We start from the raw sequence: 26669 nt of genomic DNA, 5'->3' as shown, positions 1-26669 counted from the left end.
TGAAGTCTCGAAACTTTCCCAGCTGATGCGGTCGTTATGACTAGTAATGGCGAATAGCACGCGCGAATCGGGCGAGGGGTATCGATGCAGCTTCCGGATGATGATGCACTGACCGGGGGTGCTCTGGCTCGCGACGAGCCGGGCGGCCGGTCCGAGCAGGTCGGCTGGTTCCGGTTCTATTTCGACGACGAGCGCTGGGAATGGTCCCCCGAGGTTCAGCTGATGCACGGCTACCAGCCGGGCACCGTTTCCCCCACGACCGAGCTGGTGTTGTCGCACAAGCACCCCGACGACTACCAGGCCGTCGCGAACACCCTCGACGAGGTTCGCAGACATCATCAGGCCTTCAGCACCCGCCACCGGATCCTCGATACGGACGGCCGCATCCACCACGTCATCGTGGTGGCCGACAAGCTGCTCGACGACGACGGCGTGGTCGTGGGGACACACGGCTTCTACGTCGACGTCAGCCCCGCCGAACATCACCAGCAGCGACGGCTGACGGAGGCGATCGCCGAGATCGCCGAGAACCGGGCGGCCATCGAACAGGCCAAGGGCATGCTGATGGTCATCTACGGCATCGAGGCCGACGCAGCCTTCGAGCTGCTGCGCTGGCGCTCCCAGGAGGCCAACATCAAGCTCCGGGTGCTCGCCGAGCAGGTGATCGTCGACTTCGTCAACCTCACCCAGAGCGGCAAGCCTGCACCCCGCTCGGCCTACGACAACCTGTTGCTGACGGCGGACCGTCGCATCGAGAACTCGGCCGAGCCGCAGCCGTACTGAGCGATCGCCGGGCACCTATGCTCCCCTGATGCCAGCCGACCTCACGCTGACCGTGCGCATCGCCGGGATCCTTCGCGCCCGACCGCTCGTCTGCTTCTTCGTGCTGTCCTACGCGGTGACCTGGCTGCTTTGGGCACCGCTGGTGTTCACCGGCGTGCCCGCGTTCTCCGAGACCACCCACACCCCGTCCTGGTATGCGCTGCCCGCCGTGGCCGTGGGTGTCACCGGGACGGCGTTCTTCATGACCGCGGTGACCCAAGGCCGGGCCGGCGTGCGCCGACTGGTCGAGCGACTCAGGTGCTGGAAGGTCGGCCCGGTCTGGTACCTGGTGGCGATTCTGCTCATTCCCGTCGGCCAGCTGGTGATCACCGCGGCGCTGGTCAGTCCGCAGATCCTGAATGCACTGACCCCGTCGGCGCTGGCGCTGTACCCGAGCTCCTACCTGGCGCACTTCTTCTTCGGTCCGCTGTTCGAGGAATCCGGCTGGCGCGGGTTCGCGCTACCGCGCATGCAACAACGTTTCGGCCCGGTGGCGGCAACCCTTCTGCTCGGACTGCTGTGGAGCGGGTGGCACTTCTTCCTCTACGCCCCCTCGTGGTTCGCAACGGGAGCGGTCAATGGTGTTGTGGGCGTTGGCATTTTCGTGGTCTTCACCACCAGCATCAGCTTCATTTTCACCTGGCTGTCCAACAGCACGAAGGCCAGTCTGCTGCTGGTGATCCTGCTACACGGCTCGATCGACGGCACCGCCACGTATCTGCTGCGGCTGGCCGACAAGGGCGTGATCTCCCCGGATGCCGCCGCATTCAGCGGCCAGTTCGGGGTCCTGATCCTGGGTGTTGTGATGGCGCTGGCGTTAGTGCTGTTCACCCGGCGCCGACTCGGCTACCCCCGCTACCGCGCCGGGGCCGAGCGCCTCGACCTCCCGGCCGCGACCGACAGCCACTGACCGACGGGCACAATGCAGACATGGCCGTATCGCAGGGAGTGCTCGCCGGTCTGACCGTCGCACTGGTCATGGCGCCGACGGTGGCCGCCAGCCCGGACGGCGGGGTGCCGCCGGTGAGCCCGCAGGCCGCCGCAGCCGGCTTCGTTGATGTGCGCACCGTGGTGCCCGACGCGATCGTCGACATGCGCTACGCAAGGGCGGACAACTTCACCGGCGTGCAGCTCTACCCCGCAGATGCCCGGTGCCTGGTGCACGAGTCGATGGCGCCGGGTCTGGCGGCGGCCGCCGAAGCGCTTCGGGCCCAGGGCGACGTGCTGGTGTTCTGGGACTGCTACCGCCCGCACGATGTGCAGGTCCGGATGTTCGACGTGGTGTCCAACCCGGCCTGGGTGGCCAAGCCCGGGCCGTATGCGCGCAGCCACGAGGCCGGTCGGTCGGTGGACGTGACGCTGGCCGAGCAGGGCCGGCTGGTGGACATGGGGACCGGATTCGACGACTTCTCGCCGCGGGCGCTGGCGTATGCCACCGACGGGGTCAGCGCGCAGGCGCAGGCCAACCGGTCCCGGCTGCGCTCGGCGATGGCAGCCGGCGGGCTGGCCCCCTACTCCGGCGAGTGGTGGCATTTCGACGGTCCCGGTGCAGGGGTACAACGCCCGATCCTGGACGTGCCGGTCGACTGAGGTTCAGCCGACGGCGGCCCGGCCGGCTTCGAGGCGGGCCACCGGCAACCGGAATGGGGAGCAGGACACATAATCCAGGCCCGTCCGGTGGAAGAAGTGGATCGACTCGGGGTCGCCGCCGTGTTCGCCGCAGACTCCGAGCTTGATGCCGGGCTTGGTCTTTCGGCCCTCTCGGGCGGCGATCTCGACCAGCCTGCCCACTCCGTCGGCGTCGATGGTTTCGAATGGGGAGATCGTGAAGACGCCCTTCTCGAGGTAGGCGGCGAACACGGTCGACTCGACGTCGTCGCGGGAGAATCCCCATGTCGTCTGGGTCAGGTCGTTGGTGCCGAAGGAGAAGAAGTCCGCTGCATCGGCGATCCGGTGCGCGGTCAGTGCGGCCCGCGGCAACTCGATCATCGTGCCGATGGGAACGGTCAGGGTGACACCGTTCTCGGCGGACACGTCGGCAAGGATCCGCTCGGTCTCGTCGCGGACCAGGTGCAACTCCATCACCGAGCCGACCAGTGGCACCATGATCTCGATCTTGGGGTCCTTGCCCGCGGCGATCTGGTTGCATGCCGCCTCGCTCAATGCCCGCACCTGCAGGGCGAACAGGCCCGGGGTGAGCAGGCCCAGGCGCACTCCCCGCAGCCCGAGCATCGGGTTCGACTCGTGCAGCCTTTCCACCGCCGCCTGCAGCTTGCGGTCGGCCTCCACCTGTGGACCGGTCTCCCCCCGGGCCTCGGCGACCGCGACCTTGACCGCCAATTCGGTTCGGTCGGGCAGGAATTCGTGCAACGGCGGGTCGAGCAGGCGGATGGTCACCGGCAGGCCGTCCATCTCGTCGAGCAGTCCGGTGAAGTCCTCGCGCTGCAGGGTCAGCAATGCCGCCAGCGCTTCGTCGCGTTCGCCGGTGCCCTCGGCCAGGATGACCCGCTCGATGAGTACCCGACGATCGCCGAGGAACATGTGCTCCGTGCGACACAAGCCGATGCCTTGGGCGCCAAGCGATCTCGCCCGGGCGGCGTCAGCGGCGGTGTCGGCGTTGGCCCGCACCGCCAGGCGCCGCCTGCTGTCGGCATGGGTCAGCAGCCGGTCGACGGCCTTGACTAGTGCCGCGGTCTCGTCGTCGGCACCGGTCAGCGCCGCCTCGACACCGGACTCGAGGTAAGTCTCGACCGGTGAGGGCACGACGGGCATCGCGCCCAGGAAGATTTCGCCGGTCGAGCCGTCGATACTGATCTGGTCGCCCTCGTTGATCAGGACCGAGCCGATCCGCGCGGTTCGGGCGACAGCGTCGACATCGAGTGCTTCGGCGCCGCACACGCACGTCTTGCCCATGCCGCGTGCGACGACGGCCGCGTGCGAGGTCTTACCCCCGCGCGCCGTCAGGATCCCGTCCGCGGCGATCATGCCCTCGAGATCGTCGGGGTTGGTTTCGCGCCGGACCAGAACCACCTGCTCGCCGCGGTCAGCCCACTCCTTGGCCGTCGGCGAGTCGAACACCACGCGACCCACGGCGGCACCCGGCGAGGCGGCCATGCCCTTGGTCAGCAGATCGCGGGGCACCGACCGGTCGAACTGCGGGAACATCAGCAACGCCAGCTGCGAGCCGGCGACCCGGGCCAGCGCCTCGTCCATCGTGATCAGGTGCTCGTCGACCAGTTGCGCTGCGATCCGGAATGCCGCTGCGGCGGTTCGCTTTCCGACCCGGGTCTGCAGCATCCACAACGCACCCCGCTCGATGGTGAACTCGATATCGCACAGATCCCGGTAGTGGGTCTCCAGCCGGCGCATCACCTTGAGCAGCTGCTTGTGCGACTTGGGGTCCAGGCCCTTGAGGTCGTCGAGCGAGAGTGTGTTGCGGATTCCGGCGACGACGTCCTCACCCTGGGCGTTGGCCAGGTAGTCCCCGTACGCGCCGGCCCGCCCGGTGGCCGGGTCCCGGGTGAACGCGACGCCGGTGCCGCTGGACTCCCCCAGGTTCCCGAACACCATCGTGCAGATGTTGACAGCGGTGCCCAGATACTGCGGAATCCGCTCCCGGCGCCGGTAGAGCCGCGCCCGATCGGTGTTCCAGGAGTCGAAGACGGCATTGATCGCCATGTCCAGCTGCTCGCGGGGATGCTGCGGGAACTCCTGTCCGGAGTGCTCACGCACGGCGTCCTTGAAGGTGATCACCAACGCCTTGAGATCGTCGACGTCGAGGTCGACGTCGCTGGACACCCCTTTCGTCGACTTCGCCTTATCGAGCGCATCGGAGAACACCTCGCCGGGCATCTCCAGCACGGTCTTGCCGAACATCTGCACCAGCCGCCGGTAGGAATCCCAGGCGAACCGCTCGTCGCCGGACTCCTCGGCAAGTCCCTTGACGCTCGCGTCGTTGAGTCCGATGTTGAGCACCGTCTCCATCATCCCGGGCATCGAGAACGCCGCACCGGAGCGAACACTGACCAGCAGCGGGTCGTGCCGGTCGCCGAGGCGCCGGCCCAGGTTGTCCTCCAGTTGGCGCAACGCCATCGTGACCTGCACCCGCAACTCACCAGGCGCGCTGCCTTGTGACAGGTACTCCCGGCACGCCTCGGTGGTGATGGTGAAGCCGGGCGGCACCGGCAGCCCGAGTTTGGTCATCTCGGCCAGGTTCGCGCCCTTGCCGCCGAGCAGATCCTTCTGGTCCTTGTCGCCTTCGGTGAAGTCGTAGACGTATTTGGTCATCGGAGTTCTCCTTGCGGTTACCAAACGGTAAGCCGAGACGCGGGTTCACCGTGCCGGTTCGGCAGCCGCCGACGAACATGGTGGTGCCGTTGCCCCAACAATGTCGAGGGCGATGTCGACGAGCAGGTCTTCCTGGCCGCCGATCATGCCGCGCCGGCCCGCCTCTTCGAGAAGGGTGCGGGCATCAACGCCGTAGCGTTCGGCCGCGGCCTCGGCGTGCCGCAGAAAGCTGGAGTAGACACCCGCATAGCCCAGCGTCAGGGTTTCGCGGTCGACCCGCACCGGCCGATCCTGCAGCGGACGGACCAAATCGTCGGCGGCGTCCTCGAGTGCGTGCAGGTCGCAGCCGTGACTCCATCCTCTGCGGCTGGCCGCGGCGATGAACACCTCCAGCGGAGCATTTCCCGCACCGGCACCCATGCCCGCGAGGGAGGCGTCGACCCGGTTGGCGCCGTGCTCCACGGCGACCATCGAATTGGCCACTCCCAGCGACAGATTGTGGTGGGCGTGGATTCCGATCTCGGTTGTCGCACGCAGCGTCTGGCGCAGCGCGTCGACCCGCTCGGCCACGTCGTGCATCAGCATGGCACCGCCGGAGTCGACGACGTAGACACAGCCGGCGCCGTAGCCTTCCATCAGCTTGGCCTGGCTGGCCAGCGCTACCGGAGTGGTCAGGTGGCTCATCATCAGGAAGCCGACGGCGTCCATGCCGAGTTCGGCTGCCGCAGAGATGTGTTCGGCGGCGATGTCGGCTTCGGTGCAGTGCGTAGCCACCCGCACCACCGTGGCCCCGGCGCGGTGGGCGTCGTTGAGGTTGCGCACCGTTCCGATTCCCGGCAGGAGCAGTGTCGCGACTTTGGCCCGTTGCACCACCGATGCCACGGCGGCGATCCACTCCAGGTCGGTGTGGGCGGCGAATCCGTAGTTACATGTCGATCCGGCCAGTCCGTCGCCGTGGGCCACCTCGATGGAGTCCACCCCTGCGGCGTCGAGTGCGGCGGCGATGGCCGTCACCTGAACGGTGCTGTATTGGTGCCGCACGGCGTGCATACCGTCACGCAGCGTGACGTCGCTGATATAGAGATCGCCAGTCATATCGCGAGTCATGTTGTGGCCCCGGCAGTCTGAGTCGCATGGCGGGCGATGCGCTCGGCGGTGGCTGTGGCCGCCGAGGTCATGATGTCGAGGTTGCCTGCGTAGGCCGGCAGGTAGTGCGCCGCGCCGGTCACCTCGAGCAGCACGGTGACCCGGGTCCCGACGAACTTGCCGGTCTCGGGGATGAACAGTGCGTTGTCGCTGCCGAATGTCTCGAACTGCGGCCGTGCCTTGAGGCGATATCCGGGCACGTAGGCCTGCACTTTCTCGACCATCGCCTCGATCGAACGCTCGATCTCACCGGCGTCGACGTCGCCGTCGACCAGGCAGTAGACCGTGTTACGCATCATGACGGGCGGATCGGCCGGGTTGAGGATCATCAGGGCCCGGCCCCGCTGTGCGCCGCCGACGGTGCATAGCGCGGCCGAGGTGGTTTCGGTGAACTCGTCGATGCTGGCTCGGGTGCCGGGCCCGGCCGACTTCGACGAGATCGACGAGACGATCTCGGCGTACGAGACGAACCCGACCGCGCTGACAGCTGACACGATCGGGACGGTGGCCTGCCCGCCACAGGTGACCATGTTGAGGTTCGGGGCGTCGAGGTGGTCCTCGAGGTTCACCGTCGGAACGCAGTACGGTCCGACGGCGGCCGGGGTGAGGTCCAGCACCCGCACCCCGGTGTCGCGGAGCCTGGCCCAGTTGGACCGGTGCGCCGCTGCCGAGGTGGCGTCGAAGACGAGCTTGATGTCGGCGAAGCCGGGCATCGCCAGCAGTCCGTCGACCCCGTCGGCGGTGGTCGCCACCCCCATGCGCTGCGCGCGCGCCACACCGTCGGACTGCGGGTCGATACCGACCATCGCAGCCATCGTCAGCGGTCCGCCGCTGCGCAGGATCTTGATCATCAGATCGGTGCCGATGTTGCCCGAGCCGATGATCGCCACCGGCCAGTTCTGTTGTGAGGTCACGGTTTTCCTCAGGTGAAGCTCAGCGACACGGTGCCCAGGCCGCTGATGGTGGCCGACGCAGAGTCGCCGGGTGCGACGAATGCCGCGGTAGTGAACGAACCGGACATGACGAACTGGCCCGCTGCGACATCCGTTCCGAACGGAGCCAGCGCATTGGCCAGCCAGGCCACCGCGATGGCCGGATCGCCGAGTACCGCCGAACCGATCCCGGAGTCGACTTCAGTTCCGTTGAGCCGCAACGAAGCCCGAGCCCCTACGAGGTCCACTCCGGCACCCAACGGCACCCACTCGCCGAGTACCACTGCGCCCGAGCTGGCATTGTCGGCGACGGTGTCGCGCAGCGTCAGCTTCCAGTCGGCGATCCGGCTGTCGACGACTTCGAGTGCGACAGCCACCGCCTCGGTTGCCGCCCGCACGTCGTCGGCGGTGACTCCCGGCCCGCGCAGCGGCTCACGCAGCAGGAACGCGACTTCCGGCTCGACGCGGGGTGCGCAGAACCGGCCGCGGGGCACCGCTGCGCCGTTGGCCACCACCATGTCGTCGAGGATGTAGCCGAAGTCGGGCTCATCGACTCCGAGCAGCGTCTGCATCGGCTCGGAGGTCAGGCCGATCTTGTGGCCGACGAGAGCCTTGCCCGCGTGCAGCCGCCGGGTCAGGTTGACCTGCTGGACGGCGTAGGCGTCGGCAAGGTCCATCCCCGGATAGCGCTCGGTGAGCGGGGCGATCGGAGCGCGGTCGGTATCGGCGGCGAACAACAGCTCAGCGGCCTCGTCGAGGCGGGCACGCGACAAGGTCATCGGCTCTGGTTCTCCTGGATCATCCGCAGCGCGGTGTCGTAGATCGCCTGCCCGTGGATCGCGAACAGCGCGAGCAGATCGACGCTGTCGCCGCCGATCTCTTTGGCGATGAACAGCCCGTCTGCGCCGGCGATCGCGTACGTCGCCAGCTGATGGGTCTGTTCCTCGGTGATGCCCGGGGCCAGCGCGGTCAGGCTGCGGGTCAGCGCGTCGAAGGCCTGGTCTCGAACCTGGATGTACATCGCCCGGGCACGCGGCTCGACGGGGCGGCGTTCCAGCGCGAGCATCAGGCCGAGGCGAAGGAAGTCCGGCGAGTCCAGCACCGCCTTGGCCGTACCGGCAGCGACCTCCATCAGGCGTTCGCGGGCCACGAGGTCGTCGGGCAGCTGCCAGACCTGCAACCAGTTACCGAAGCTGCGCTCGATGACCGCGGCGATCAGGTCGTCCTTGTCGGTGAAGTGCCAGTAGATGGAGCTGGCCGGCAGCCCGCATTTGGCGCTCACCGCACCGATGCTGGTGCCCTCGTAACCACGTTCGGCCGCGATCTCGGTGGCGGCGTCGAGGATGCGAGTACGGGACTGCTCGCCGTCTGCTCGCCGCTGCCTGCGCTTGGGCTGCTCGTTCTTGTCCATTCGACCCTTACCCCTTGACTCCGTAGTGATCACTACATTACCGTAGCGATCACTACAGAACAAGTCCCGGTCGACGAGGACCGGATGACGAATGAGAGAAGCCATGAGCGCAACGCATGACGCGTACGACGTCGCGATCGTCGGATACGGGCCGGTGGGCGCCACCGCGGCCAACCTGCTCGGCCAGATGGGCCTCAAGGTCGTCGTCATCGAGCGCGACCCGGACATCTACTTCCGGGCCCGCGCGATCTCCACGGACGAAGAGGTCATGCGCGTCTGGCAGCAGGTCGGCCTGTCCGACCGGCTCAACGCCGATATGCAGCCTGGGGCGGGCGCTAACTTCGTCGATGCCGACGGCGCGCCGTTCATGAAACTGCTGCCCGTCGACCGCGGCAACGGACATCCGCCTCAGCAGTTCATCTACCAACCCGCGGTGGACACGGTTCTGCGAGACGGTGTCGACCGCTTCGTAAACGTGTCGATCCTGCTCGAACACGAATGTCTGCGGCTCATCCAGCGCCCCGACGGGGTGGAGCTGATGCTCGCCGATCTCACCCGCGACGAGTTCAAGCGCATCCACGCCGGCTACGTAATCGCCGCCGACGGCGGCTCGAGTGCCATCCGCGGACAACTCGGTATCGGCTTCAGCGGCCGCACCTTCTCCGAGCGCTGGATCGTCATCGACACCAAGGTCATCCAGGAATGGCCCGGCCACGACCGGCTGCGCTTTCACTGCAATCCGGCCCGGCCGACGGTCGACTGCCCGACCCCGCTGGGACACCACCGCTGGGAATTCCCCGTCCGCGACGAGGAAGACGAGAAGGATCTGCTCACTGAGGAGAACATCTGGAATGTCCTTGGCGCCCAGGGCATCACCAAAGACAACGTCAGCATCATCGGGTACGCCTGCTACAGCCACCATGTCCGGTTCGCCGAACGCTGGCGGGTGGGCCGGGTTTTCCTGGCCGGCGACGCCGCCCACGCGATGCCGCCGTGGATCGGCCAGGGCATGTGCGCCGGTGTGCGCGACGTCGCCAACCTCTGCTGGAAGCTGGACGCCGTTCTGTCGGGGTCGCTTCCTGAATCGGTACTCGACACCTATCAAGCCGAGCGGCTGCCCCATGTCAAGGAGGTCACCAGCCGGGCGGTCAAAGTCGGAAAGCTCATCGTGGAGCGCAACCCCGTCCGGGCCACCGTGCGCAACCACTTCTTCCGCACCGCCAGTAGGGTGCCGGGCTTCATGACCTACCTGCGCAACACCCGCTGGCTGCCCCCTGCCCGCTACGCCTCCGGATTGCTGGCGCACAACGGCAACCCGGCCACCGGCTGCCTGATCCCCCAGCCGTGGGTCACCGACGCCAACGGTGACCGCGTGCGGTTCGACGACGTCGTCGGCGGCAGGTGGGCGGTGCTGCACACGGGTGCCGACGGGGCTTCGCAGGCGTGGCGTTCGGCCGGAGTGCCGATCATCGCCATCGTCGCGGCTGGCAACGCGCCGGGCGCCGATCGGATCGTCGACCGCGACGGCACACTGACCCGCTGGCTAGCGGACAACAAGGCGTCCGTCGTGGTGCTGCGACCCGACGGGTTCGTCTACGCCGGCGCCGGGCACGACCAACCGCTGCCAGCACCCCCGGCCGGTTTCACCGCGCCGGCCAACCGAGTGAAGGACCACGCATGACGCTCACCCAACTCACCGAGCACGTCGTCACGGTGGCCGGGCGCCCCATCTTCGTCGCCGAAAAGGGCTCCGGCCCAGCCGTTGTCATGTTGCACGGCGGCGGCCCCGGGGCATCCGGGGTGTCGAACTACGGGCGCAATATCGACGCCCTGGCCCAGTCGTACCGCGTCATCGTGCCCGACATGCCCGGCTACGGCCGCTCGGACAAGCATGTCGACCACAGCGATCCGTTCGGCTTCCTGGCCGATGCGATCCGGGGTCTGCTCGACGAATTGAGCATCGACACCGCGCATCTCGTCGGCAACTCCTACGGCGGCGCCGCCGCGCTGCGACTGGCGCTGGACACTCCACACCGGGTCGGCAAGCTCGTCCTGATGGGACCGGGCGGAATCGGAACCACCCGCGGCCTGCCGACCGACGGGTTGAAGAGCCTGCTGTCCTACTACGGCGGTGACGGACCGAGCCGGGAGAAGTTGGCCGCGTTCATCCGCACCTACCTGGTCTACGACGGCGCGGCAGTGCCCGACGAGTTGATCGACCTGCGCTACCAGGCCTCACTCGACCCCGAAGTGGTGGCCAACCCACCGCTGCAACGTCCCTCGGGGCTGCGCACCCTGTGGCGGATGGATCTGACCCGCGACCGGCGACTCAAGCATCTGCCCAATCCAACGCTGATCCTGTGGGGCCGCGACGACAAGGTGAACCGGCCCGCCGGCGGCCCACTGCTGTCGAAGCTCATGCCCAACGCCGAACTCGTGATGACCTCTCATACCGGACACTGGATGCAGTGGGAGCGTGCCGAGCTGTTCAACGAGATGGTCACCGAATTCCTCTCCCCCGCATCACGATTGGCGATCTCATGACCGACGTGTTCGGCAAGGTCCACCTCGGCTATCTGGTCATCGAGACGCAGAAGTTCGACGACTGGCGGCGCTTCGGCCGCGATGCCATCGGCATGCATCTCGACGAGACACTGCCCGATGTGGTGCGATTCCGCCTCGACGACAACCAGTGCCGGGTCCTGTTGCAGCGCGGCCCCGCCGAGGACGCGACGGCGCTGGGTTGGGAAATCGACGACCACCACACCTTCGAGGTCATCGAGTCACGCATCCGAAGCCACGGTGTTCCGGTCGAGGCGGGATCCGCCGAAGAGTCCGAGCTGCGTGGTGTGGAACGGTTCGCCCGCTTCCCCGGCCCCAACGGCCTGACTCAGGAGATCTACGTCAACCCGCGCAAGGCTGCTGAGCCGCTGCGGCTGGCCGCGAAGGGCGGCTTCGTCACCGGGGCCGACGGGATGGGCCACGTCGCCATCGCGACCAAGAAGCCGCACCAGCTGCGGGGCTACTACAGCACCGTGTTCGACGCCCGGCTGTCGGACTACATCGACGAGACGATCAACGGAGTGAAGTTCAAGATCCGGTTCCTGCGGGTCAACGAGCGCCACCACACCGTCGCCATCGCCGCCGTGAAGCGGTTGCCGGTCAACCCGATTCGGACCAGGGTTCAGCACTGCAACGTTCAGGTCGCCGATCTCGACGACATGACCTCGGCCTACCAGCGCGTCAAGCAACTCGGCTTCGACATGGCTCTGTCGGTGGGCCAGCACACCAACGACAAGGAATTGTCGTTCTACGCGGTGACACCGTCGGGATTCGAGTGGGAATTGGGCTGGAACCCGATCGTGGTCGACGAGTCGACCTGGGAGCCGACCACCCACCAGGGCATCAGCATCTGGGGCCATACCCCCGAGGGGCAGATGATCGTCGAGCTGTTCGAGCGGTTCAAGACTGGCGCCCAGTCGGTACTGCACCGCGAAGACCCGGTACCGGCACTCGCCGGCGCCGGCATTCACGACACCTAGCCCGGCGACTAGACCCGCGGATCCTTGACGTAGGTCCGGAACACGTCGGCCGGGATCGAGTTGCCGGTGAACAGGTCGTGGATCAGGCTCACACTCGGGCGCGGCGTGCGCTCGAGCGTGACTGGATCGTAGGAATACAGACCGTATTTCGGGTCGTAGCCCAGCACCCATTCCAGGTTGTCGGTCAGTGACCAGGCGGTGTATCCGACGATATCCATGCCGTCGGCGATCGCCTTGCTGATCACCGCAAGGTGGCGCACCACATACGAGGCGCGCTTGGTATCGGCGGCGTCGGCGAGCCCGTTTTCGGTGACCCACAACGGTATTCCGTAGGAGTCCGCGATGTCGAGGACGTCGCGCAGCCCAGCCGGATTGATGATCTGGGCGGTGTCGCTGCATTCGGTCGCCGGGCAGCCGCCCGCCACCACGTTGAGCAACGGGGAGAACTCCGGATAGCCCTTGATGATCGGCAGCGCCGCATCGGCGAACGCGCCGCGGTAGGCCGCGACAATGCCCTGGCTGTAGTAGTTCACCCCGAAGAAGTCGGCCTTGCCCGCCAGTTCGGGATGGACCTCGTCGGGGGTGATCACGCCGTCGAAGTTGGCGTCGACCTCACCGCGGATCACCGCGTCGGGGAACCACCGGTTGTAGAAGTCGCTGAAATCGGTGGCAGCCTGCTGGTCGGTCGGGTTGGCCGGGTCACCTGCGCGCCAGGAGTACATGTTGAGCGCAAACCCGACCTGTGCGTCCGAATCCAGTTGGTGGATAAGGTCATAGGACGCCGAGTACGCCGAAGCCTGGTTACGCAGACCGACTGCCACCAGGTCGGGCCTGCTCAACGCCGGCGGGAAGTTGGTGGCCAGCGGGATGGCGTAGTACGACGTCAGCATCGAGTTGACCGGCTCGTTGAGCACCACCCATGTCTTGACCTCGGAGCCGAACTTGTATGCGAGGTAGGCGGAGTACTTCTCGAACTCGGTGACCGTCGAGTCCGACACCCACCCGCCACCGGATTGCGGCGTCTGACCGAAGATCTCCTGGAGGCGGGCTTGAGCCGGGTTGTGTATCCACAGCGGCAGGGTGAAGTGGTTGATCGTCACCATCGGCGCCAGCCCGGCGACATTCATGGCGTGCAGCTCGTCCTGGTAGTGGCTGACCGCATCCTGGTTGGCCAGAGCGTCGAGCTGCGCGAGGACCTCGGGGGTGAAGCCGTTCGAGATGTCCACCGATGCCGTTGAATTCGGGAAGATCCGGCTCCACTCGATACCCAGCCGGAAGGTGTCGGCACCCACCCCGTTACGGGCCAGGTCGATATCGGTGGGGTACTGGGTCCACTCCCCCGGCCCGTTCTCGGGAACCCCGCCCTTCCAGCCGAGCAGCAATTTGTTCGCCACGTCGTGGGTCCACTGCCACCAGTCGGAGTTGACGTCCAGCGGTGTGCCGGCGCCCATCTCCGACTGGAAGCCCGCGGTCGACACTCCCCAATGGAAGCCGTCGGGAAAGACCAGCGCGGTGGTGGCTCCCGACCCGTCGAAGGTCAGCTTGACGGTGGCGGTGGTGGTCGCCCTGGGCAGGTAGTCCGAGAGCAGCGACCCGAGCAGCGGAATGCTGCGGATGAAGTCCACCGGGGCCTGCGCCAACCCGGCCAATCCGTGGATGTGGAAGCTGGTGTCGTCGCTGACGGCGACGGTGAACGCGTCGTTGCCGCCGTAGGAGCCGAAGTCGACGACCGGGGTGTAGGTGAAGGCGCCGGTGTTCTGGTCGATGGTGACCCGGCCCAGGGTGGGCGCGCTGATCACGCTGTAAACCAGCCGGTCGCCGTCGGCGTCGGTGGCGCCGAGGTTGCCGGTGACCACGCCGTCGGCACTCTGGGTGGTGATCGTGGGATCGGTGGTGGGGTACTTGTTGGCGAAGGTGCGGTCGAGTTCGCGGCGCGCGCCCTCGAGCAGGCTGAGCAGCGTCGTGCTGCTCGCGGGGGTGACCGGCGCGCCGGTGCGGACCGCTCTGCCGGTCGTCACCGGCGACGTGGTGACGGTACGCTGCGCCGAGACCGTGGCGGCAGCCGGTGCAGAAACCTTGGCCCGCTTGGCCTGTGGACGATCAGAGGTCGACTGGGTGGCCGAACGTGCCGACTGTCCGTGGCTGGAACCGGCCGAACGCGCACTGCCGGAATCTGCGGACGAGGCGTCCGCACTCGCCGGGGCGGCCAGCCCGGTGGCTACTGCAGCGCCGATGCCCAGGGCGACAGCAAGGGCGCCCACCCGCCCGACCGTGGCCGACGCACGCGCCGGCCGCCTGTCCGCTGTTCTCATATCCGAGCTCCCGCCCCGTCGCGGTGTCAACTAACGGACATGATGGGTGCGCCGCTACGGCGCGTCAAGCACCTGCGCGGGTCAGGAACGGTAGGAAGCGGTCGGCGAATCGGCCCGGGCACTCGATTTGCGGCATGTGTCCGATGCCGGAGAGCAGGTGCACCTCGGCGTGCGGGTAGACCCGCTGCGCCTCGGTGATGTGGTGTGCGGGCAGCACCCGGTCGCGGGTGCCCCACATGATCAGGGTGGGCTTCGGGTTGCGGGCGACGGCGGCGGCCAGCTCACGGCGCCACTGCGCCTTGACGCCGCGAGGAGTGCCCAGCGCCATGGCGGCCTCCCGCAGCACCGTGCCCGCGCCGGGTTGCTGCGCGACGGCACACGCGTGGTCGATGCGCTCCTTGGTGGCCACCGCCTTGTCGGCGTGGATCAGGCGCTCAAAGAGCACCGCATTCAGCCGGGACGGCCGCCGGACGCTCAGCTCGCCGAGGACGGGCACCGTCAGCATCCGCAGCAGCGGGGTGACCTCGGTGCCGAATCCGGCGCTGTTGATCAGGGCCATGCTGGCTACCCGGTCCGGCTCGTCGGCCAGCATCTGCTGGGCGATCGCTCCGCCCAGCGAGTTGCCGACGACGTGGACCGGGCGGGTCTCGCCGAGCTCGTCGAGGGTGCGCCCCACGCCGCGGGCCAGCACCGCAAGGGTGATCGACTCCGTGGGACGGTCGGAGAAGCCGAACCCCGGTACGTCCAGGGAGATCACCCGATGGCGCTGGGCGAGCCGCTCGTGCTGCGGTGCCCAGTCCTCGAGGCTGCGGCCGATGCCGTGGACGAGCAGAACCGGTGCCCGGTTCGGGTCGCCGTCGACCCTGACCCGGGTACGCCGGCCGTCCACCTCGATGAAGGCGGGCCTGCTCATGCCGTGGCGAAGTCGGGCTTGGCGGCCACCGGCTTGGCGGTGCTGAACCGCAGCGCGGCGTCCTCGACCGGGCCCTTGCGCAACCGGGCGTGGTCGGCCTTGAAGTTCATCTCCACCGTCCACGGCCCGCTGGTGCCCTGCTGGGGGAAGATGTCGACCCCGCGCAGGATGTACCCGGCCGGGAAGTCCAGCATCGGGCGCTTCTCGATCATCGGGTCGTCGACGACCGGCACCACCATGGCGTACCCGTGCCGATCCATGTAGGCCATCAGCCGGCAGAGGTGCTCGCAGACCAGATCCACCTTGAGCGTCCACGACGAGTTGGTGTAGCCGAATGCGAACGCGAGGTTCGGGATGTCGGAGAGCATGAAGCTCTTGTACACCAGGCTGTCGTGCGGATTCTTGACATTCCCGTCGACGGAGACCTCGATGCCGCCGAAGGGCAGCAGCTTCAAACCTGTTGCGGTGACGATGATGTCGGCCTTGAGTTCACGGCCGGACTGCAGCAGGATGCCGTTGCTGGTGAACCGCACGATCCCGTCGGTGACGACCGAGGCCTTCCCTGCGGAGATCGCGTTGAACAGGTCGGAATCCGGCACCGCGCACATCCGCTGGTCCCACGGGTTGTACTTCGGATTGAAGTGGGTGTCGACGTCGTAACCCTCTGGCAGTGCCTTGACGTTCAGTGCCCGGATGATGCGGCGGACCTGCTTCGGGTAGCGCTTGCTGGCACCGTAGATCAGGCGCTGGCGGCCCTTGTTCACGCTGCGGGTGACCCGGTAGGCGAGCTTGCCGGGCAGCACCTTGCGCAGGCCGTTGGCGATCGGATCCTGCTTGGGCAGCGGCATGACGTATGACGGCGAGCGCTGCAGCATCGTGATGTGCGCGGTGTCGTCGGCCATGGCCGGGATGAGGGTGACCGCGGTCGCGCCGGAGCCGATGACCACGACCTCCTTGCCCTTGTAGTCGAGGTCCTCCGGCCAGAACTGGGGGTGCAGGATCGGGCCTCCGAAGTCCTCCTGGCCCTCGAAGTGCGGCGAATATCCGCTGGCGTAGTCGTAGTAGCCGGTGGCCCCGAACAGCCAGTCACAGGTGACGTCGAACTGCTGGTCGCCGTGGGCGAGAGTGACCGTCCACTGCGCGGTGCCGGTGTCGAAGTTGGCACTGATCACCATGTGCTGCAGGTAAATTCGGCGTGCGAGGTCGTCCTCGTCGATGACCTCGTAGAGGTAGTCGACGATCTCGTGGGCGTCGGCGATGGCGTTGTCAGAAGTCCACGGCTTGAACTCGTAGCCGAAGGTGTGCAGGTCGGAGTCCGACCGGATACCCGGGTACTTGAACAGGTCCCAGGTGCCGCCGATCGTGTCGCGGCCGTCGAGGATCGCGAAGGTCTTGCCCGGCTGGTTGTTCACCAGATAGTGGGCCATACCGATACCCGAGATCCCGGCGCCGACGATGAGCACGTCGACGTGACCGCTCAGCGGCTGCTTCGGACGGGCCTGGTTGAGCGAGTTGACGGTCATTCGAGCACTCCCGGTCGCGAGCTAGAAACTGTAACGCGAATAATGTTATGTTTTCTCGGATGGCTGTCAAGGGGTTCACGAGAAGAGGACGCAGATGACCACAGCGTCGGTTCCGCGCCGGGCACCCGTGCAGGCCCGCAGCCGTCAGACCGTGGAGCGCATCCTCGACGCCGCGACGACGATCGCCGACGAAGAAGGTGTCGACGCCGTCACCACCCGCACCATCGCCGACCGCGCAGGCGTGTCCTACCCCTCGCTGTACCGGTTCTTCGCCGACCGCGACGCCATCCTCGACGAGCTGATGGAGCGGCACTGCGCCGAGATCGACAGCCTGTGCGTGGCGGCCGAGCAGACCTGGACGATCACCTCGTTCGCCGAGCTGTTCAACAACGAGATCGACCTGCACGTCGCGTACTACCGCCAGCATCCGAGTTCGGCGAGCCTCTGGATGGGCGGCCGCACCTCCCCCACCGTGACCAAGCACGTACACCTGCGGATGCAGACGCTGGCCAACCGCCTCCACGACATCCTCGTCGGCCGCGGTCTGATCCCCGCCAACGTCGACCGGCGCAACATGCTGGTGGCCGTCGAGATGGCCGACCGCATGCTCGAGTTGTCCTACCGCGACAACAACGACTTCGACGAGACGATCCTCACCATCGGCCGCACCGCGTTGGTGGCGTTCGGCGAGGCGCTGGCCGGCGCATAGCCCGACGGGCTCAGGACCGCTCGAAGTGCTGGTAGTCGATCGGGTTGTGCCAACTGCCGCCCCACGTCCAGCCGCGGTCGGTGAAAGCACGGACCGCCGGGTCGCCGGGATGCAAGATTCCCGGGTCGGTGCGGTTGCGGTCCAGATAGGCCGCGGCGGTCTTCGGTTGCAGGTCACCCGATTTCGTGATGTACGGGTTCAGCAGCGGATTGACATCGACCGCCCGGCCGTAGGCGTGCAGCGACCAGGCCCTGCCCGAGGGCAGCGGGCGGCAGTTGAAGGCCGAGGTGTTGTTGTCCTCCATCGACGCTTCGTCGTCGGCTTTCGGGTAGTGGTCGACGGTCTGCATCTTCGCGATCGGATAGCGCTGACGCTCAAGGTCACCGAAAATCGCGATCACGTCAGCGACGACGGCCTCGTTGACCACCAGTGCGCCGCGATGGGTCGTGTTGTCGAATCCGACGTAGTCGAGCTCGACGCGGCGCAACTGATCGGGGGTGACCGGACAGTCGGGGTGCCAGGTGGCACCGAGGTCGGCAGCGCTGACCCGGTGCACGACGGGGCCGTGTTGTTCAGCGGTCGTGACGGGGTGCGTCGTCGGTGCCGGAACGACGGCGGACGGCGGTGCCGGGTGGGTACAGGCCGCGAGCATCAGCGCCGCCGCGGCAGCCAGCACCGGCACCGCAGGCAACGACATGGCCGGAGCTTACGTCGGCGTCACTGATTCAGTTGCTGGGATTCAGTTGCTGGCCGCTGCGCCGGGTGGCGCCCCACAGCCCGACGCCGATCCCCACGACCGCACCGCCGAGCCCGATGACCTGCTGGCCGCGAGTCAGCTCGCGGTGCACGCCGGCGCTGCCGAGAAGGTCTGCCGCGTCGGCACCACCGGAGGCCAGGAACCAGCCGCGGGTGTCCTTGCCGCGCAGGCCCGCCGAGAACAGCAGCCCACCGATGAGAGCGTCGCGGTAGCCCATCGAGCGCAGCAGCAGCCGAGCCGACGGGCCGGGATCATTGGGTTCGCCCCACAGCCGGTTGGCGCGCAGCGGGTCGACCAGGAACGAGAGACCCGACGCGAGCCGGATGCCGCCGGCGACCAGCGCGGCGCGATCGACAGCCATGACTAGAGCGTCGCGGTGAACGGGCCGAGGATCTGACAGGGCGGCGATGCGGGCTGCAGAGCCCAGGCCGCGCAGCCACGTCCGGTCGCGATGTAGGTGGTGCCCGGGTGATACGGCACCGAGATCGTCGCCGGATCGGCCCCGCGGGCCTGGGTGCACTGGGTGACCGAATCCTTGTCCAGCGGCTGGATGCACGCCACTGCCGCATACGGCCCGGCTGCCGCGCCGCACCCGGCGATGACCGCAGTCGCGCTGACGGTTGCGCCGGTGACCTCCGGCGGTGAGAGCGTGTAGGTGCACGGCGCGTCTGGGCCGGCGTGCGCCACCCCGATGGCGCTGCCCAGCGCCGCCACACAGACCGCCGACATGATCAGCACAGGCCGCTTCATGGCCGAATCGTAGAACAGCGCGAGCGGCCGGAGGATCGCTTTAGACTCAGCTGACCCCAGCCCTGCGAGACAGGATGCGATATGGCAATCGATGGTGCAACTACCGCACGGACTCTCGCTGTTGCGGCGGTCGCGTGTGCCGCAGCCGTCGGCCTGTCCGCCGCCCCGCCTGCCCAGGCCGACAGCGTGGCCTACCTGGTGAACGTGACGGTGCGGCCCGGCTACAACTTCCCCAACGCCGACGCGGCACTGTCGTACGGCTACGGCCTGTGCGACCAGATCGCCTCCGGTGCCAGCTTCAGCCAGTTGGTCAACACGGTGAAATCCGACTTCAACACCGGCGACGAATTCCAGGCGACATACCTGCTCAGCCAGGCATCCCAGGAGCTGTGCCCCACCCAGATCTGGCAGCTGCGCACGTCGGCTGCAGGCTGGGTTCCGTCACCGCAGTAGTAATGCGTTGGCGGACAATCCCCTTGAGCCGCTCGACATCACAGACAGCGGGAAATCCGCCGTTAGCTCTTTGGGGGTACAAAAACCCCTCATTTGAGAAGCAGCTACCTAGGCAGTAGCCCGATAGCGTTTCGGCCATGTTGCCGGACGAGGATGCGCGCACGGCAATTTCTGGTGCAGATGGCGACGCGAACTGCGCTTATGTCGCTCCCCGCGGTGCGCCGAGGGGGAACGAAGACCGGCCCCGGATGCGTTCTGCGGCTCAGGACGACCGGGCTTCGGCGATTCTCTCCGATCCGCTGAGCGGGATTGTCTCCAGTTTGCGGGGTAAGCGCCCTTGAGCGCGGGAACACTCGCCGCCAAACCCGTGCGGGCCTTCGGCGGATTTATCGGCATGACCCTGGACACCTTCGTGGTGATGTTCAGGCCGCCATTCGCGTGGCGCGAGTACCTGCTGCAGACCTGGTTCGTGGCGCGGGTGTCAGTCTTGCCCGCCCTGATGCTGACACTGCCCTACTCGGTGCTGCTGGTGTTCACGTTCAACATCCTGCTCGGTGAGTTCGGCGCGGCAGACTTCTCCGGCACCGGCGCCGCGGTCGGCACGGTCAACCAGATCGGACCGATCGTCACCGTGCTCGTGGTCTCCGGAGCCGGTGCCACCGCGATGTGTGCCGACCTCGGCGCGCGCACCATCCGGGAGGAGCTCGACGCGTTGCGCGTCATGGGCATCGACCCCATCCAGGCACTTGTCGTTCCGCGCGTGCTGGCGGCGACCACTGTGGCGCTGGCCCTGTCCGCCACGGTCATCCTGACCGGTCTCGCCGGCGCCTACATCTTCTGCGTCTACATCCAGCACGTCTCACCGGGGGCGTTCGCGGCCGGCCTCACGCTGTTGACCGGGGTTGGCGATGTCGTCGTCTCCCTCACCAAGGCAACGCTTTTCGGCTTGGCCGCCGGTTTGATCGCCTGCTACAAGGGCATCTCTGTCGGCGGCGGCCCCGCCGGGGTGGGCAATGCCGTGAACGAGACCGTGGTGTTCACGTTCATGGTGCTGTTCGCGATCAACGTCATCGTGACCGCCGTCGGCATCCAGTTCACGGTGTCGTGAAGGTGGACCGGTGAGCCTCAACGCCCCAAGCCGACTGCACCCGAAGGTGGCGAACGGTATCCACGAGCTGTCCGCCGGATGGAATCGGATCGGTGCCCAAACCCGCTTCTATGTCAAGACGCTGGCCGCCATCCCCGATGCGGCCACCAGGTACAACAAGGAACTGCTGCGGCTCATCGCGCAGATGGGTTTGGGTGCAGGTGCGTTGGCCGTGGTGGGTGGAACCGTCGCCATCGTCGGCTTCCTGACCATGACCACCGGCGCCCTGGTGGCCGTTCAGGGCTACAACCAGTTGGCCTCCGTCGGCTTCGAGGCGCTGACCGGATTCGCGTCGGCGTTCTTCAACGTCCGGCTCATCGTCCCCGGCACCGTCTCAGTGGCGTTGTCGGCGACCATCGGCGCAGGCGCCACCGCCCAGATCGGCGCGATGCGGATCAACGAGGAGATCGATGCCCTCGAGGTCATCGGAATCCGTTCCGTCACCTACCTGGCCGCGACCCGGGTCCTGGCGGGCGTCATCGTCGTCATACCGCTGTACTGCATCGCGGTCATGATGGCGTTCCTGGCCGCCCGCACCGGAACGGTCGTCATCTACGGTCAGGGTGCCGGCGTCTACGACCACTACTTCAATACCTTCCTGAACCCCACCGACGTCATCTGGTCGTTCATGCAGTCGGTGGCGATGACCGTCGTCATCATGCTGGTGCACACCTACTACGGGTACACCGCCAAGGGCGGACCGGCCGGCGTCGGTGAGGCGGTCGGGCGCGCAGTCCGCACGTCGATGGTCGTGGCCGCGGTCGAAATCGTGATGATCTCACTGGCCGTCTACGGCCAGTCCGGCAACTTCAACCTGGCGGGCTAGAGATGGAACCCCGGCCCGGCGAGGAACGCCTGCATGACAGGTGGTGGACGGTCGTTCTGCTTGCGGTGGTCGCCGTGTTCTTCTTCGTCACCGCAACGCTTTTCGCGGGCACCTTCCGGTCCTACATTCCGGTGACAGTGACCGCCGACCGCACCGGGCTGGTGATGGAGACCGGCGCGAAGGTCAAGATGCGCGGTGTCCAGGTCGGCCGGGTGGGTCAGATCAACGGCGGGCAGGGGCCGTCGACACTGCGACTGGAGATCGACCCCGACCAGGTGCAGTACATCCCGGCCAATGTCGGCGCGCAGATCCGGGCCACCACCGCTTTCGGGGCGAAGTTCGTCGACCTCGTCTACCCCGCCGACCCCAGTCCGCAGCGGCTGGCCGCCGGCGCGGTACTGAAATCGAAGAACGTCACCACCGAGGTCAACACCGTCTTCCAGAACGTCGTCAACCTGCTCGACAAGGTCGACCCGGCCAAGCTCAACGCCGTACTGACCGCGGTCGCCGACGGAGTTCGTGGCCAAGGGCCGAGGATGGCCCAGGCCACCACCGACCTCAACGAGGTGCTCAAGGTGCTCAACGAGCGCAGCGACACCATCCGCGAAGACTGGCGCTCGTTCAAGAACTTCAACGACACCTACGCCGCGGCAGCCCCGGACATCGTGACGATCCTCAATGCCGGCAGCACCTTCAGCACCACGGTCGCCGATCGGGCATCCCAGCTGGATACACTGCTGCTCAACAGTATTGGCTTCGGCCAGACCGGAACAGAACTATTGGACTCCAGCGGTCCCGATCTGGTCCGCGCGATCAACCTGCTCGAGCCCACCACCAACCTGCTGCTGAAGTACAACCCCGTGTACACCTGCTGGCTCCAGGGCGCCACGTGGACACTCAGCACCGGCGACGCCTACAACATCTGGGGCGGCCGGGACGGCAAGTCGGCGAACTTCGACGTCGCACTGCTGCTGGGCAACGACGCCTACCAGTACCCCGACAACTTGCCCATCACCAACGCCAAGGGCGGACCGGGCGGCAGGCCCAGTTGCGGGTCGCTGCCCGATCCCACCAAGAACCTCCCCGTGCGTCAGCTGATCACCAACACCGGCTGGGGTACCGGCCTGGACATCCGCCCGAATCCCGGACTGGGAGAGCAATGTTGGGCCGACTGGTTCCCGGTCACCCGGGCGGTCCCGGAGCGGCCCAGCGTCCGCCAGTGCCTGCCCGGACCGGCCCCGGGGCCCGACCCCGGCCCGGGGATGCCGCCCTACGGGGCGGCTTGGTACGGGCCGGGCGGGGTTCCGCTCTGGCCGGGCGTGCCGCCGGCACCGGATCAGGCGGCCGCGCCACCGCCGGCAGCGCCCGCCCCAGCCGAGCCGGGACCGCCACCCACGCCGTGACCATCGTGAACCGACAGGAGAGCAGACCGTGAAGGACAATCTGAGGGCCACCGTGTGGCGCCTCGCCGTCTTCCTCACGGTCTGCCTGTTCGGCGCCTTCGCCCTACTGGCCGTGTTCGCGCAGTTCCGGTTCAGCGACGGCAAGTCCTACAACGCCGAATTCACCAACGTCACCGGCCTCAAGTCCGGCGACTTCGTCCGAATCGCCGGAGTCGAAGTGGGCAAAGTCGGCGACATCACGATCAATCGGGACGCGACCGTCCGCGTCGAGTTCTCCGCGCGGGACGCCGTCACCCTGACCGAAGGCACCCGGGCGGTGATCCGCTACGACAACGTGATCGGCGGCCGCTTCCTGGCGCTCGAAGAAGGTGCCGGCGGGCTCAAGCGCCTACAACCCGGCGCGACGATCCCGGTGAACCGCACCGCCCCCGCTCTCGACCTGGACTCGGTGATCGGCGGTTTCAAGCCGCTGTTCCGCGCCCTGAATCCCGAGCAGGTCAACGCACTGAGCGGCCAGCTCGATCAGGCACTGCAAGGCCAGGGCCCCACCATCTCCTCATTCCTCAACCAGGCCGCGGTGTTGACGAACACACTCGCCGACCGTGATCAGCTGATCGGTGAGGTCGTCACCAACCTCAACGCGGTGCTGGGCACCCTGGGCGGGCAGAGCGGACAGCTGGACAAGGCCGTGACGAATCTGTCGGGGTTGATCGATGGACTCAACGCGCGCCGGACCGATTTCGCCGGAGCCTTCGCCAGCGTCAATGCCGCGGCGACAACCGTGGCCGACCTGTTAGGCCAGGCGCGCGAACCGGTCAAGAAAGTGGTGCACGAAACCGACCGGGTCTCGACGATCGCGGTGGCCGATCACGAATACCTGGAGAGGCTGATCGACACGTTGCCCGACAAGTACAAGGCACTGGGCCGGCAGGGTATGTACGGCGACTTCTTCAGCTTCTACCTCTGCGATTTGGTGCTGAAGCTCAATGGCAAAGGCGGACAACCGGTTTACGTCAAGGTGGCCGGCCAGGACACCGGGCGGTGCACACCGAAATGAAATCGTTCTCCGAACGCAGCCCCTTCATCCTCGGCGCCGTCGGTGCCGTCGTGATCACCGGAATCGTCATGGGTGCCCTGAACTGGCAGAAGCTGCCGTTCCTCAACCCCGGTCGCAACTATTCCGCCCAATTCGCCGACGCGGGCGGATTGTTCACCGGTGCCGGCGTGGAGGTGTCAGGCCTACCGATCGGCAAGGTGTCCAGTATTGAACTCGACGGCCAGCACGTCCTGGTGAAGTTCCGGATCAAGGGCGACGTGCACCTCGGTGAGCGCACGACGGCGGCGATCAAGACGAAGGGTCTGCTGGGCACCAAGATGCTCGACGTCATTCCGCGCGGTGACGGCGATCTGTCGGCTCCGATCCCGATCGACCGGACGACATCGCCCTACCAATTGCCCGACGCGCTGGGCGATCTGACCAACACGATCAGCGGGCTGAACACCGACCAGTTGTCGGCCTCGCTGGCCACCATGGCCCAGACCTTCGCCAACACCCCGCCGGATCTGCGCAACGCGGTGGCCGGCGTGGCGCGATTCTCCGAGACACTGAACAAGCAGGACGCCCAGCTTCGCAACCTGCTGGACAACGCCGCCAAGACCACCGACGTGCTGGCCAAGCGGACCGACCAGATCGTCACTCTGGTGCGGCAGACCAACTCCTTGTTGCTCGCACTCAACGAACAGAGCGCAGCCCTCGACCGGATCTGGCGCAACATCTCGGCCGTATCCAAACAACTGAGGGGCTTCATCGCCGACAACCGGGCGCAGCTCAAGCCGGCCCTAGAGAAGCTGAACGGGGTCTTGACCATCGTCGACGACCGCAAGGAACGTGTCCAGGAAGCGGTCAAGCGACTCAACAGCTATGCGATGTCGCTGGGCGAATCGGTGTCCTCCGGGCCGTTCTTCAAGGCCTACGTGGTCAACCTGTTCCCTGGTCAGTTCGTCCAGCCGTTCATCGACGCGGCGTTCTCCGACCTCGGTGTCGACCCGGCCACCCTGCTGCCCTCGCTGCGCACCGATCCCCAGGTGGGCCAGCCGGCCACGCCGGCTCTGCCGGTCCCCTACCCGCGCACCGGTCAGGGCGGCGAGCCGCACCTCAATCTGCCCGACGCGATCACCGGCAACCCGGGCGACCAGGGTTGCGGCCCGCCAGGTTTGGCGCTGCCCGGCCCCACGGGCTGCTACCCGTACCGGGAGCCGCTGCCCGCACCGCCGCCGGGTGGCCCGCCGCCGGGCCCGCCGGCCGCGTCGCCACCTGGGATTGCGTCGGTCCCCGAACCCACGCCGGCGCCGTTCCTCGTGACAGCGCCCGGTGAACAACCCGCCGACGCCCAGGCCGGGGGATCGCAATGACCACGCTGCGCAAGTCCCGCACCCTGATCGCCACGATCCTCGCCCTCACCGTGATCGCCGGCGGCGTACTGGCCGTCCGAGCGGCCGACCATATGTCCCGCACCGAGGTCGTCGGCTATTTCGAGAACAGCATTGCGCTGTTCCCCGGCGACGATGTCCGCATCCTCGGGGTGCCGGTGGGCCAGGTGGAGAGCGTCCAGCCGCAACCCGACGGCGTCAAAGTCTCGTTCTGGTTCGACCGCAAGTTCAAAGTGCCGGCCGATGTCAAAGCAGCGATCCTGTCCCCCATGCTCGTCACCGGCCGGGCCATCCAGCTGACGCCGGTCTACGCGGGCGGCCCCACCCTCGCCGACGGTGCGGTGATTCCCCGTGACCGCACCGCCGTACCCGTCGAATGGGACGAGGTCCGTGCCCAGCTCAAGCGCCTGACCGAACTTCTGGCGCCGACCGAGCCCGGCGGGGTCAGCACGCTGGGGTCGTTCATCAACACCACCGCGGACAACCTGCGCGGCCAGGGCGGCGCCATCCGCGAGACCATTCTTAAACTCTCCCAAGCGATGTCGGTGCTCGGTGACCACAGCGGAGACATCTTCTCCACGCTGAAGAACCTGTCCATCCTCGTCACAGCGCTGCGCGGCAGCAGCGATCTGCTCGGCCAACTCAACAACAACCTCGCCTCGGTGAGCGGTGTGCTGGCCTCCGATCCGGGCAAGATCGGTGACGCCTTCGTTGACATGAACGCCGTGATCGCCGACGTCAAGACCTTCGTCGACGAGAACGGTGACACCATCGGGACGACGGCGGACAAACTGGCCTCGATCAGCACGGCGCTCAACGACAGCCTCGATGACATCAAGCAGACACTGCACATCGCGCCCTCCACCGTCCAGAACTTCAACAACATCTACGAACCCGCCAACGGCGCGTTCACCGGAGCGCTGGCGGTGAACAACTTCGCCAATCCGATCTCGTTCCTGTGCGGGGCCATTCAGGCCGCATCGCGCCTCGGCGCCGAACAGGCCTCGAAACTGTGCGTGCAGTATCTGGCGCCGATCATCAAGAACCGGCAGTACAACTTCCCCCCGATCGGGGAGAACTTCTTCGTCGGGGCCCAAGCCCGGCCCAACGAGGTGACCTACAGCGAGGACTGGATGCGTCCGGACTTTGTGCCGCCGGCTCCCCCGGCCGCACCCGCGCCCGCCGCGAAACCGGGTGCGCCGCTGGCCGCCGAGACGTCGCCGGTGCAACAGACCGACCCGAACGCCGGACTGGCAGGATTGATGTCCCCGGCCACCGGTGGTGGCTCGTGATACGCCGCGCGTGG

At 67.1% G+C, this 26669-nt stretch carries 25 protein-coding genes; 14 read left to right on the top strand and 11 right to left on the bottom strand.

Annotation, left to right across the window (positions count from 1 at the left end):
• Positions 1 to 84: 84 nt before the first annotated feature.
• The 3 genes from OG976_RS21495 (at position 85) to OG976_RS21485 (ending at position 2412) form a co-directional block, all read left to right on the top strand.
• Positions 85 to 783 carry a PAS and ANTAR domain-containing protein gene (locus OG976_RS21495; protein ID WP_328353324.1) on the top strand — a complete coding sequence of 233 codons (699 nt, stop codon included), beginning with the start codon at positions 85 to 87 and terminating at the stop codon, positions 781 to 783.
• 28 nt (positions 784 to 811) lie between these two features.
• The gene (locus tag OG976_RS21490) at positions 812 to 1732 is read left to right on the top strand and encodes a CPBP family intramembrane glutamic endopeptidase (protein ID WP_328353321.1); all 921 of its coding nucleotides are present in this window, start codon (positions 812 to 814) and stop codon (positions 1730 to 1732) included.
• Positions 1733 to 1800: 68 nt separating this feature from the next.
• Positions 1801 to 2412, top strand: coding sequence for a M15 family metallopeptidase (locus OG976_RS21485; RefSeq protein ID WP_328363867.1), 612 nt, complete (start codon positions 1801 to 1803; stop codon positions 2410 to 2412).
• 3 nt (positions 2413 to 2415) lie between these two features.
• Here the strand turns inward: OG976_RS21485 and ppdK are convergent, their stop codons facing one another.
• The 5 genes from ppdK to OG976_RS21460 are packed head-to-tail and all read right to left on the bottom strand — an operon-like array spanning position 2416 to position 8598.
• Positions 2416 to 5109: a pyruvate, phosphate dikinase gene (gene ppdK / locus OG976_RS21480; protein ID WP_328353318.1), complete on the bottom strand. Its 2694-nt coding sequence runs from the start codon at positions 5107 to 5109 to the stop codon at positions 2416 to 2418.
• A 45-nt stretch (positions 5110 to 5154) separates the two neighbouring features.
• Positions 5155 to 6204, bottom strand: a complete 1050-nt coding sequence (gene dmpG / locus OG976_RS21475; protein ID WP_328353315.1) for a 4-hydroxy-2-oxovalerate aldolase — start codon at positions 6202 to 6204, stop codon at positions 5155 to 5157.
• Between the two features lie 8 nt (positions 6205 to 6212).
• Positions 6213 to 7169 carry an acetaldehyde dehydrogenase (acetylating) gene (locus OG976_RS21470; protein WP_328353312.1) on the bottom strand — a complete coding sequence of 319 codons (957 nt, stop codon included), beginning with the start codon at positions 7167 to 7169 and terminating at the stop codon, positions 6213 to 6215.
• Between the two features lie 8 nt (positions 7170 to 7177).
• On the bottom strand, positions 7178 to 7966 hold the full coding sequence (locus tag OG976_RS21465) for a 2-keto-4-pentenoate hydratase (protein ID WP_328353309.1): 789 nt from the start codon (positions 7964 to 7966) through the stop codon (positions 7178 to 7180).
• Positions 7963 to 8598 (bottom strand): TetR/AcrR family transcriptional regulator, encoded by a 636-nt coding sequence (locus tag OG976_RS21460; RefSeq protein WP_328353306.1) that lies wholly within the window; start codon positions 8596 to 8598, stop codon positions 7963 to 7965. The genes OG976_RS21465 and OG976_RS21460 overlap by 4 nt, the downstream gene beginning before the upstream one ends.
• A 103-nt stretch (positions 8599 to 8701) precedes the next feature.
• Here OG976_RS21460 and mhpA point away from each other — a divergent pair, with 103 nt between their 5' ends.
• The 3 genes from mhpA to OG976_RS21445 are packed head-to-tail and all read left to right on the top strand — an operon-like array spanning position 8702 to position 12140.
• The gene (gene mhpA, locus OG976_RS21455; protein WP_328353303.1) at positions 8702 to 10279 is read left to right on the top strand and encodes a bifunctional 3-(3-hydroxy-phenyl)propionate/3-hydroxycinnamic acid hydroxylase MhpA; all 1578 of its coding nucleotides are present in this window, start codon (positions 8702 to 8704) and stop codon (positions 10277 to 10279) included.
• Positions 10276 to 11142 carry an alpha/beta fold hydrolase gene (locus OG976_RS21450; RefSeq protein WP_328353298.1) on the top strand — a complete coding sequence of 289 codons (867 nt, stop codon included), beginning with the start codon at positions 10276 to 10278 and terminating at the stop codon, positions 11140 to 11142. The genes mhpA and OG976_RS21450 overlap by 4 nt, the downstream gene beginning before the upstream one ends.
• Entirely contained in the window at positions 11139 to 12140 is a 1002-nt protein-coding gene (locus OG976_RS21445) for a VOC family protein (RefSeq protein WP_328353295.1), read from the top strand. Before OG976_RS21450 ends, OG976_RS21445 begins: the two co-directional genes overlap by 4 nt.
• Before the next feature lie 8 nt (positions 12141 to 12148).
• Here the strand turns inward: OG976_RS21445 and OG976_RS21440 are convergent, their stop codons facing one another.
• The 3 genes from OG976_RS21440 to OG976_RS21430 all read right to left on the bottom strand — a co-directional run bounded on the left by OG976_RS21440 (position 12149) and on the right by OG976_RS21430 (position 16888).
• Complete coding sequence (locus OG976_RS21440; protein WP_328353292.1) at positions 12149 to 14401, bottom strand: family 1 glycosylhydrolase; 2253 nt, start codon at positions 14399 to 14401, stop codon at positions 12149 to 12151.
• A 115-nt stretch (positions 14402 to 14516) separates the two neighbouring features.
• Entirely contained in the window at positions 14517 to 15365 is an 849-nt protein-coding gene (locus OG976_RS21435) for an alpha/beta fold hydrolase (protein WP_328353289.1), read from the bottom strand.
• Positions 15362 to 16888, bottom strand: a complete 1527-nt coding sequence (locus tag OG976_RS21430; RefSeq protein WP_328353286.1) for a flavin-containing monooxygenase — start codon at positions 16886 to 16888, stop codon at positions 15362 to 15364. Before OG976_RS21430 ends, OG976_RS21435 begins: the two co-directional genes overlap by 4 nt.
• Before the next feature lie 94 nt (positions 16889 to 16982).
• Here OG976_RS21430 and OG976_RS21425 point away from each other — a divergent pair, with 94 nt between their 5' ends.
• A complete protein-coding gene (locus tag OG976_RS21425) occupies positions 16983 to 17597 on the top strand; it encodes a TetR/AcrR family transcriptional regulator (RefSeq protein ID WP_328353283.1) in 615 nt (204 codons plus the stop codon).
• Positions 17598 to 17607: 10 nt separating this feature from the next.
• Here the strand turns inward: OG976_RS21425 and OG976_RS21420 are convergent, their stop codons facing one another.
• From OG976_RS21420 to OG976_RS21410, 3 genes are read right to left on the bottom strand one after another with little or no spacing between them, the layout of a single operon-like run.
• A complete protein-coding gene (locus OG976_RS21420; RefSeq protein ID WP_328353280.1) occupies positions 17608 to 18294 on the bottom strand; it encodes a M15 family metallopeptidase in 687 nt (228 codons plus the stop codon).
• A gap of 28 nt (positions 18295 to 18322) precedes the next feature.
• On the bottom strand, positions 18323 to 18715 hold the full coding sequence (locus OG976_RS21415) for a DUF4267 domain-containing protein (protein ID WP_328353277.1): 393 nt from the start codon (positions 18713 to 18715) through the stop codon (positions 18323 to 18325).
• 2 nt (positions 18716 to 18717) lie between these two features.
• Entirely contained in the window at positions 18718 to 19104 is a 387-nt protein-coding gene (locus OG976_RS21410) for a hypothetical protein (protein ID WP_328353274.1), read from the bottom strand.
• An 81-nt stretch (positions 19105 to 19185) separates the two neighbouring features.
• Between OG976_RS21410 and OG976_RS21405 the strand changes: the two genes are divergently transcribed.
• The 7 genes from OG976_RS21405 (at position 19186) to OG976_RS21375 (ending at position 26655) form a co-directional block, all read left to right on the top strand.
• Positions 19186 to 19557 carry a DUF732 domain-containing protein gene (locus OG976_RS21405; RefSeq protein ID WP_328353271.1) on the top strand — a complete coding sequence of 124 codons (372 nt, stop codon included), beginning with the start codon at positions 19186 to 19188 and terminating at the stop codon, positions 19555 to 19557.
• Between the two features lie 394 nt (positions 19558 to 19951).
• Positions 19952 to 20665, top strand: a complete 714-nt coding sequence (locus tag OG976_RS21400; protein WP_328363864.1) for an MlaE family ABC transporter permease — start codon at positions 19952 to 19954, stop codon at positions 20663 to 20665.
• A gap of 10 nt (positions 20666 to 20675) precedes the next feature.
• Positions 20676 to 21530, top strand: a complete 855-nt coding sequence (locus OG976_RS21395) for an ABC transporter permease (RefSeq protein ID WP_328353268.1) — start codon at positions 20676 to 20678, stop codon at positions 21528 to 21530.
• Between the two features lie 2 nt (positions 21531 to 21532).
• Positions 21533 to 22933, top strand: a complete 1401-nt coding sequence (locus OG976_RS21390; RefSeq protein WP_328353265.1) for an MCE family protein — start codon at positions 21533 to 21535, stop codon at positions 22931 to 22933.
• 28 nt (positions 22934 to 22961) lie between these two features.
• Complete coding sequence (locus OG976_RS21385; RefSeq protein ID WP_328353262.1) at positions 22962 to 23990, top strand: virulence factor Mce family protein; 1029 nt, start codon at positions 22962 to 22964, stop codon at positions 23988 to 23990.
• Positions 23987 to 25345, top strand: a complete 1359-nt coding sequence (locus tag OG976_RS21380) for a virulence factor Mce family protein (protein WP_328363861.1) — start codon at positions 23987 to 23989, stop codon at positions 25343 to 25345. The genes OG976_RS21385 and OG976_RS21380 overlap by 4 nt, the downstream gene beginning before the upstream one ends.
• Positions 25342 to 26655, top strand: coding sequence for an MCE family protein (locus OG976_RS21375; RefSeq protein WP_328353259.1), 1314 nt, complete (start codon positions 25342 to 25344; stop codon positions 26653 to 26655). Before OG976_RS21380 ends, OG976_RS21375 begins: the two co-directional genes overlap by 4 nt.
• Positions 26656 to 26669 lie beyond the last annotated feature (14 nt).

This window comes from Mycobacterium sp. NBC_00419, assembly GCF_036023875.1.
GTDB lineage: Bacteria > Actinomycetota > Actinomycetes > Mycobacteriales > Mycobacteriaceae > Mycobacterium.
The sequence above is the reverse complement of the archived record's forward strand: the minus strand, read 5'-3'. Positions and strand labels throughout refer to the sequence as shown.

Excerpts from the sequence above, each read along its gene's own strand:
- OG976_RS21495 (WP_328353324.1), top strand. The coding sequence starts at position 85 with ATGCAGCTTCCGGATGATGATGCACTGACCGGGGGTGCTCTGGCTCGC.
- OG976_RS21415 (WP_328353277.1), bottom strand. The coding sequence starts at position 18,715 with ATGGCTGTCGATCGCGCCGCGCTGGTCGCCGGCGGCATCCGGCTCGCG.
- OG976_RS21405 (WP_328353271.1), top strand. The coding sequence starts at position 19,186 with ATGGCAATCGATGGTGCAACTACCGCACGGACTCTCGCTGTTGCGGCG.
- OG976_RS21430 (WP_328353286.1), bottom strand. The coding sequence starts at position 16,888 with ATGACCGTCAACTCGCTCAACCAGGCCCGTCCGAAGCAGCCGCTGAGC.
- OG976_RS21400 (WP_328363864.1), top strand. The coding sequence starts at position 19,952 with ATGACCCTGGACACCTTCGTGGTGATGTTCAGGCCGCCATTCGCGTGG.
- dmpG (WP_328353315.1), bottom strand. The coding sequence starts at position 6,204 with ATGACTGGCGATCTCTATATCAGCGACGTCACGCTGCGTGACGGTATG.
- ppdK (WP_328353318.1), bottom strand. The coding sequence starts at position 5,109 with ATGACCAAATACGTCTACGACTTCACCGAAGGCGACAAGGACCAGAAG.
- OG976_RS21465 (WP_328353309.1), bottom strand. The coding sequence starts at position 7,966 with ATGACCTTGTCGCGTGCCCGCCTCGACGAGGCCGCTGAGCTGTTGTTC.
- OG976_RS21380 (WP_328363861.1), top strand. The coding sequence starts at position 23,987 with ATGAAATCGTTCTCCGAACGCAGCCCCTTCATCCTCGGCGCCGTCGGT.
- OG976_RS21425 (WP_328353283.1), top strand. The coding sequence starts at position 16,983 with ATGACCACAGCGTCGGTTCCGCGCCGGGCACCCGTGCAGGCCCGCAGC.
- OG976_RS21485 (WP_328363867.1), top strand. The coding sequence starts at position 1,801 with ATGGCGCCGACGGTGGCCGCCAGCCCGGACGGCGGGGTGCCGCCGGTG.
- OG976_RS21410 (WP_328353274.1), bottom strand. The coding sequence starts at position 19,104 with ATGAAGCGGCCTGTGCTGATCATGTCGGCGGTCTGTGTGGCGGCGCTG.
- OG976_RS21375 (WP_328353259.1), top strand. The coding sequence starts at position 25,342 with ATGACCACGCTGCGCAAGTCCCGCACCCTGATCGCCACGATCCTCGCC.
- mhpA (WP_328353303.1), top strand. The coding sequence starts at position 8,702 with ATGAGCGCAACGCATGACGCGTACGACGTCGCGATCGTCGGATACGGG.
- OG976_RS21460 (WP_328353306.1), bottom strand. The coding sequence starts at position 8,598 with ATGGACAAGAACGAGCAGCCCAAGCGCAGGCAGCGGCGAGCAGACGGC.
- OG976_RS21490 (WP_328353321.1), top strand. The coding sequence starts at position 812 with ATGCCAGCCGACCTCACGCTGACCGTGCGCATCGCCGGGATCCTTCGC.
- OG976_RS21420 (WP_328353280.1), bottom strand. The coding sequence starts at position 18,294 with ATGTCGTTGCCTGCGGTGCCGGTGCTGGCTGCCGCGGCGGCGCTGATG.
- OG976_RS21435 (WP_328353289.1), bottom strand. The coding sequence starts at position 15,365 with ATGAGCAGGCCCGCCTTCATCGAGGTGGACGGCCGGCGTACCCGGGTC.
- OG976_RS21445 (WP_328353295.1), top strand. The coding sequence starts at position 11,139 with ATGACCGACGTGTTCGGCAAGGTCCACCTCGGCTATCTGGTCATCGAG.
- OG976_RS21390 (WP_328353265.1), top strand. The coding sequence starts at position 21,533 with ATGGAACCCCGGCCCGGCGAGGAACGCCTGCATGACAGGTGGTGGACG.
- OG976_RS21450 (WP_328353298.1), top strand. The coding sequence starts at position 10,276 with ATGACGCTCACCCAACTCACCGAGCACGTCGTCACGGTGGCCGGGCGC.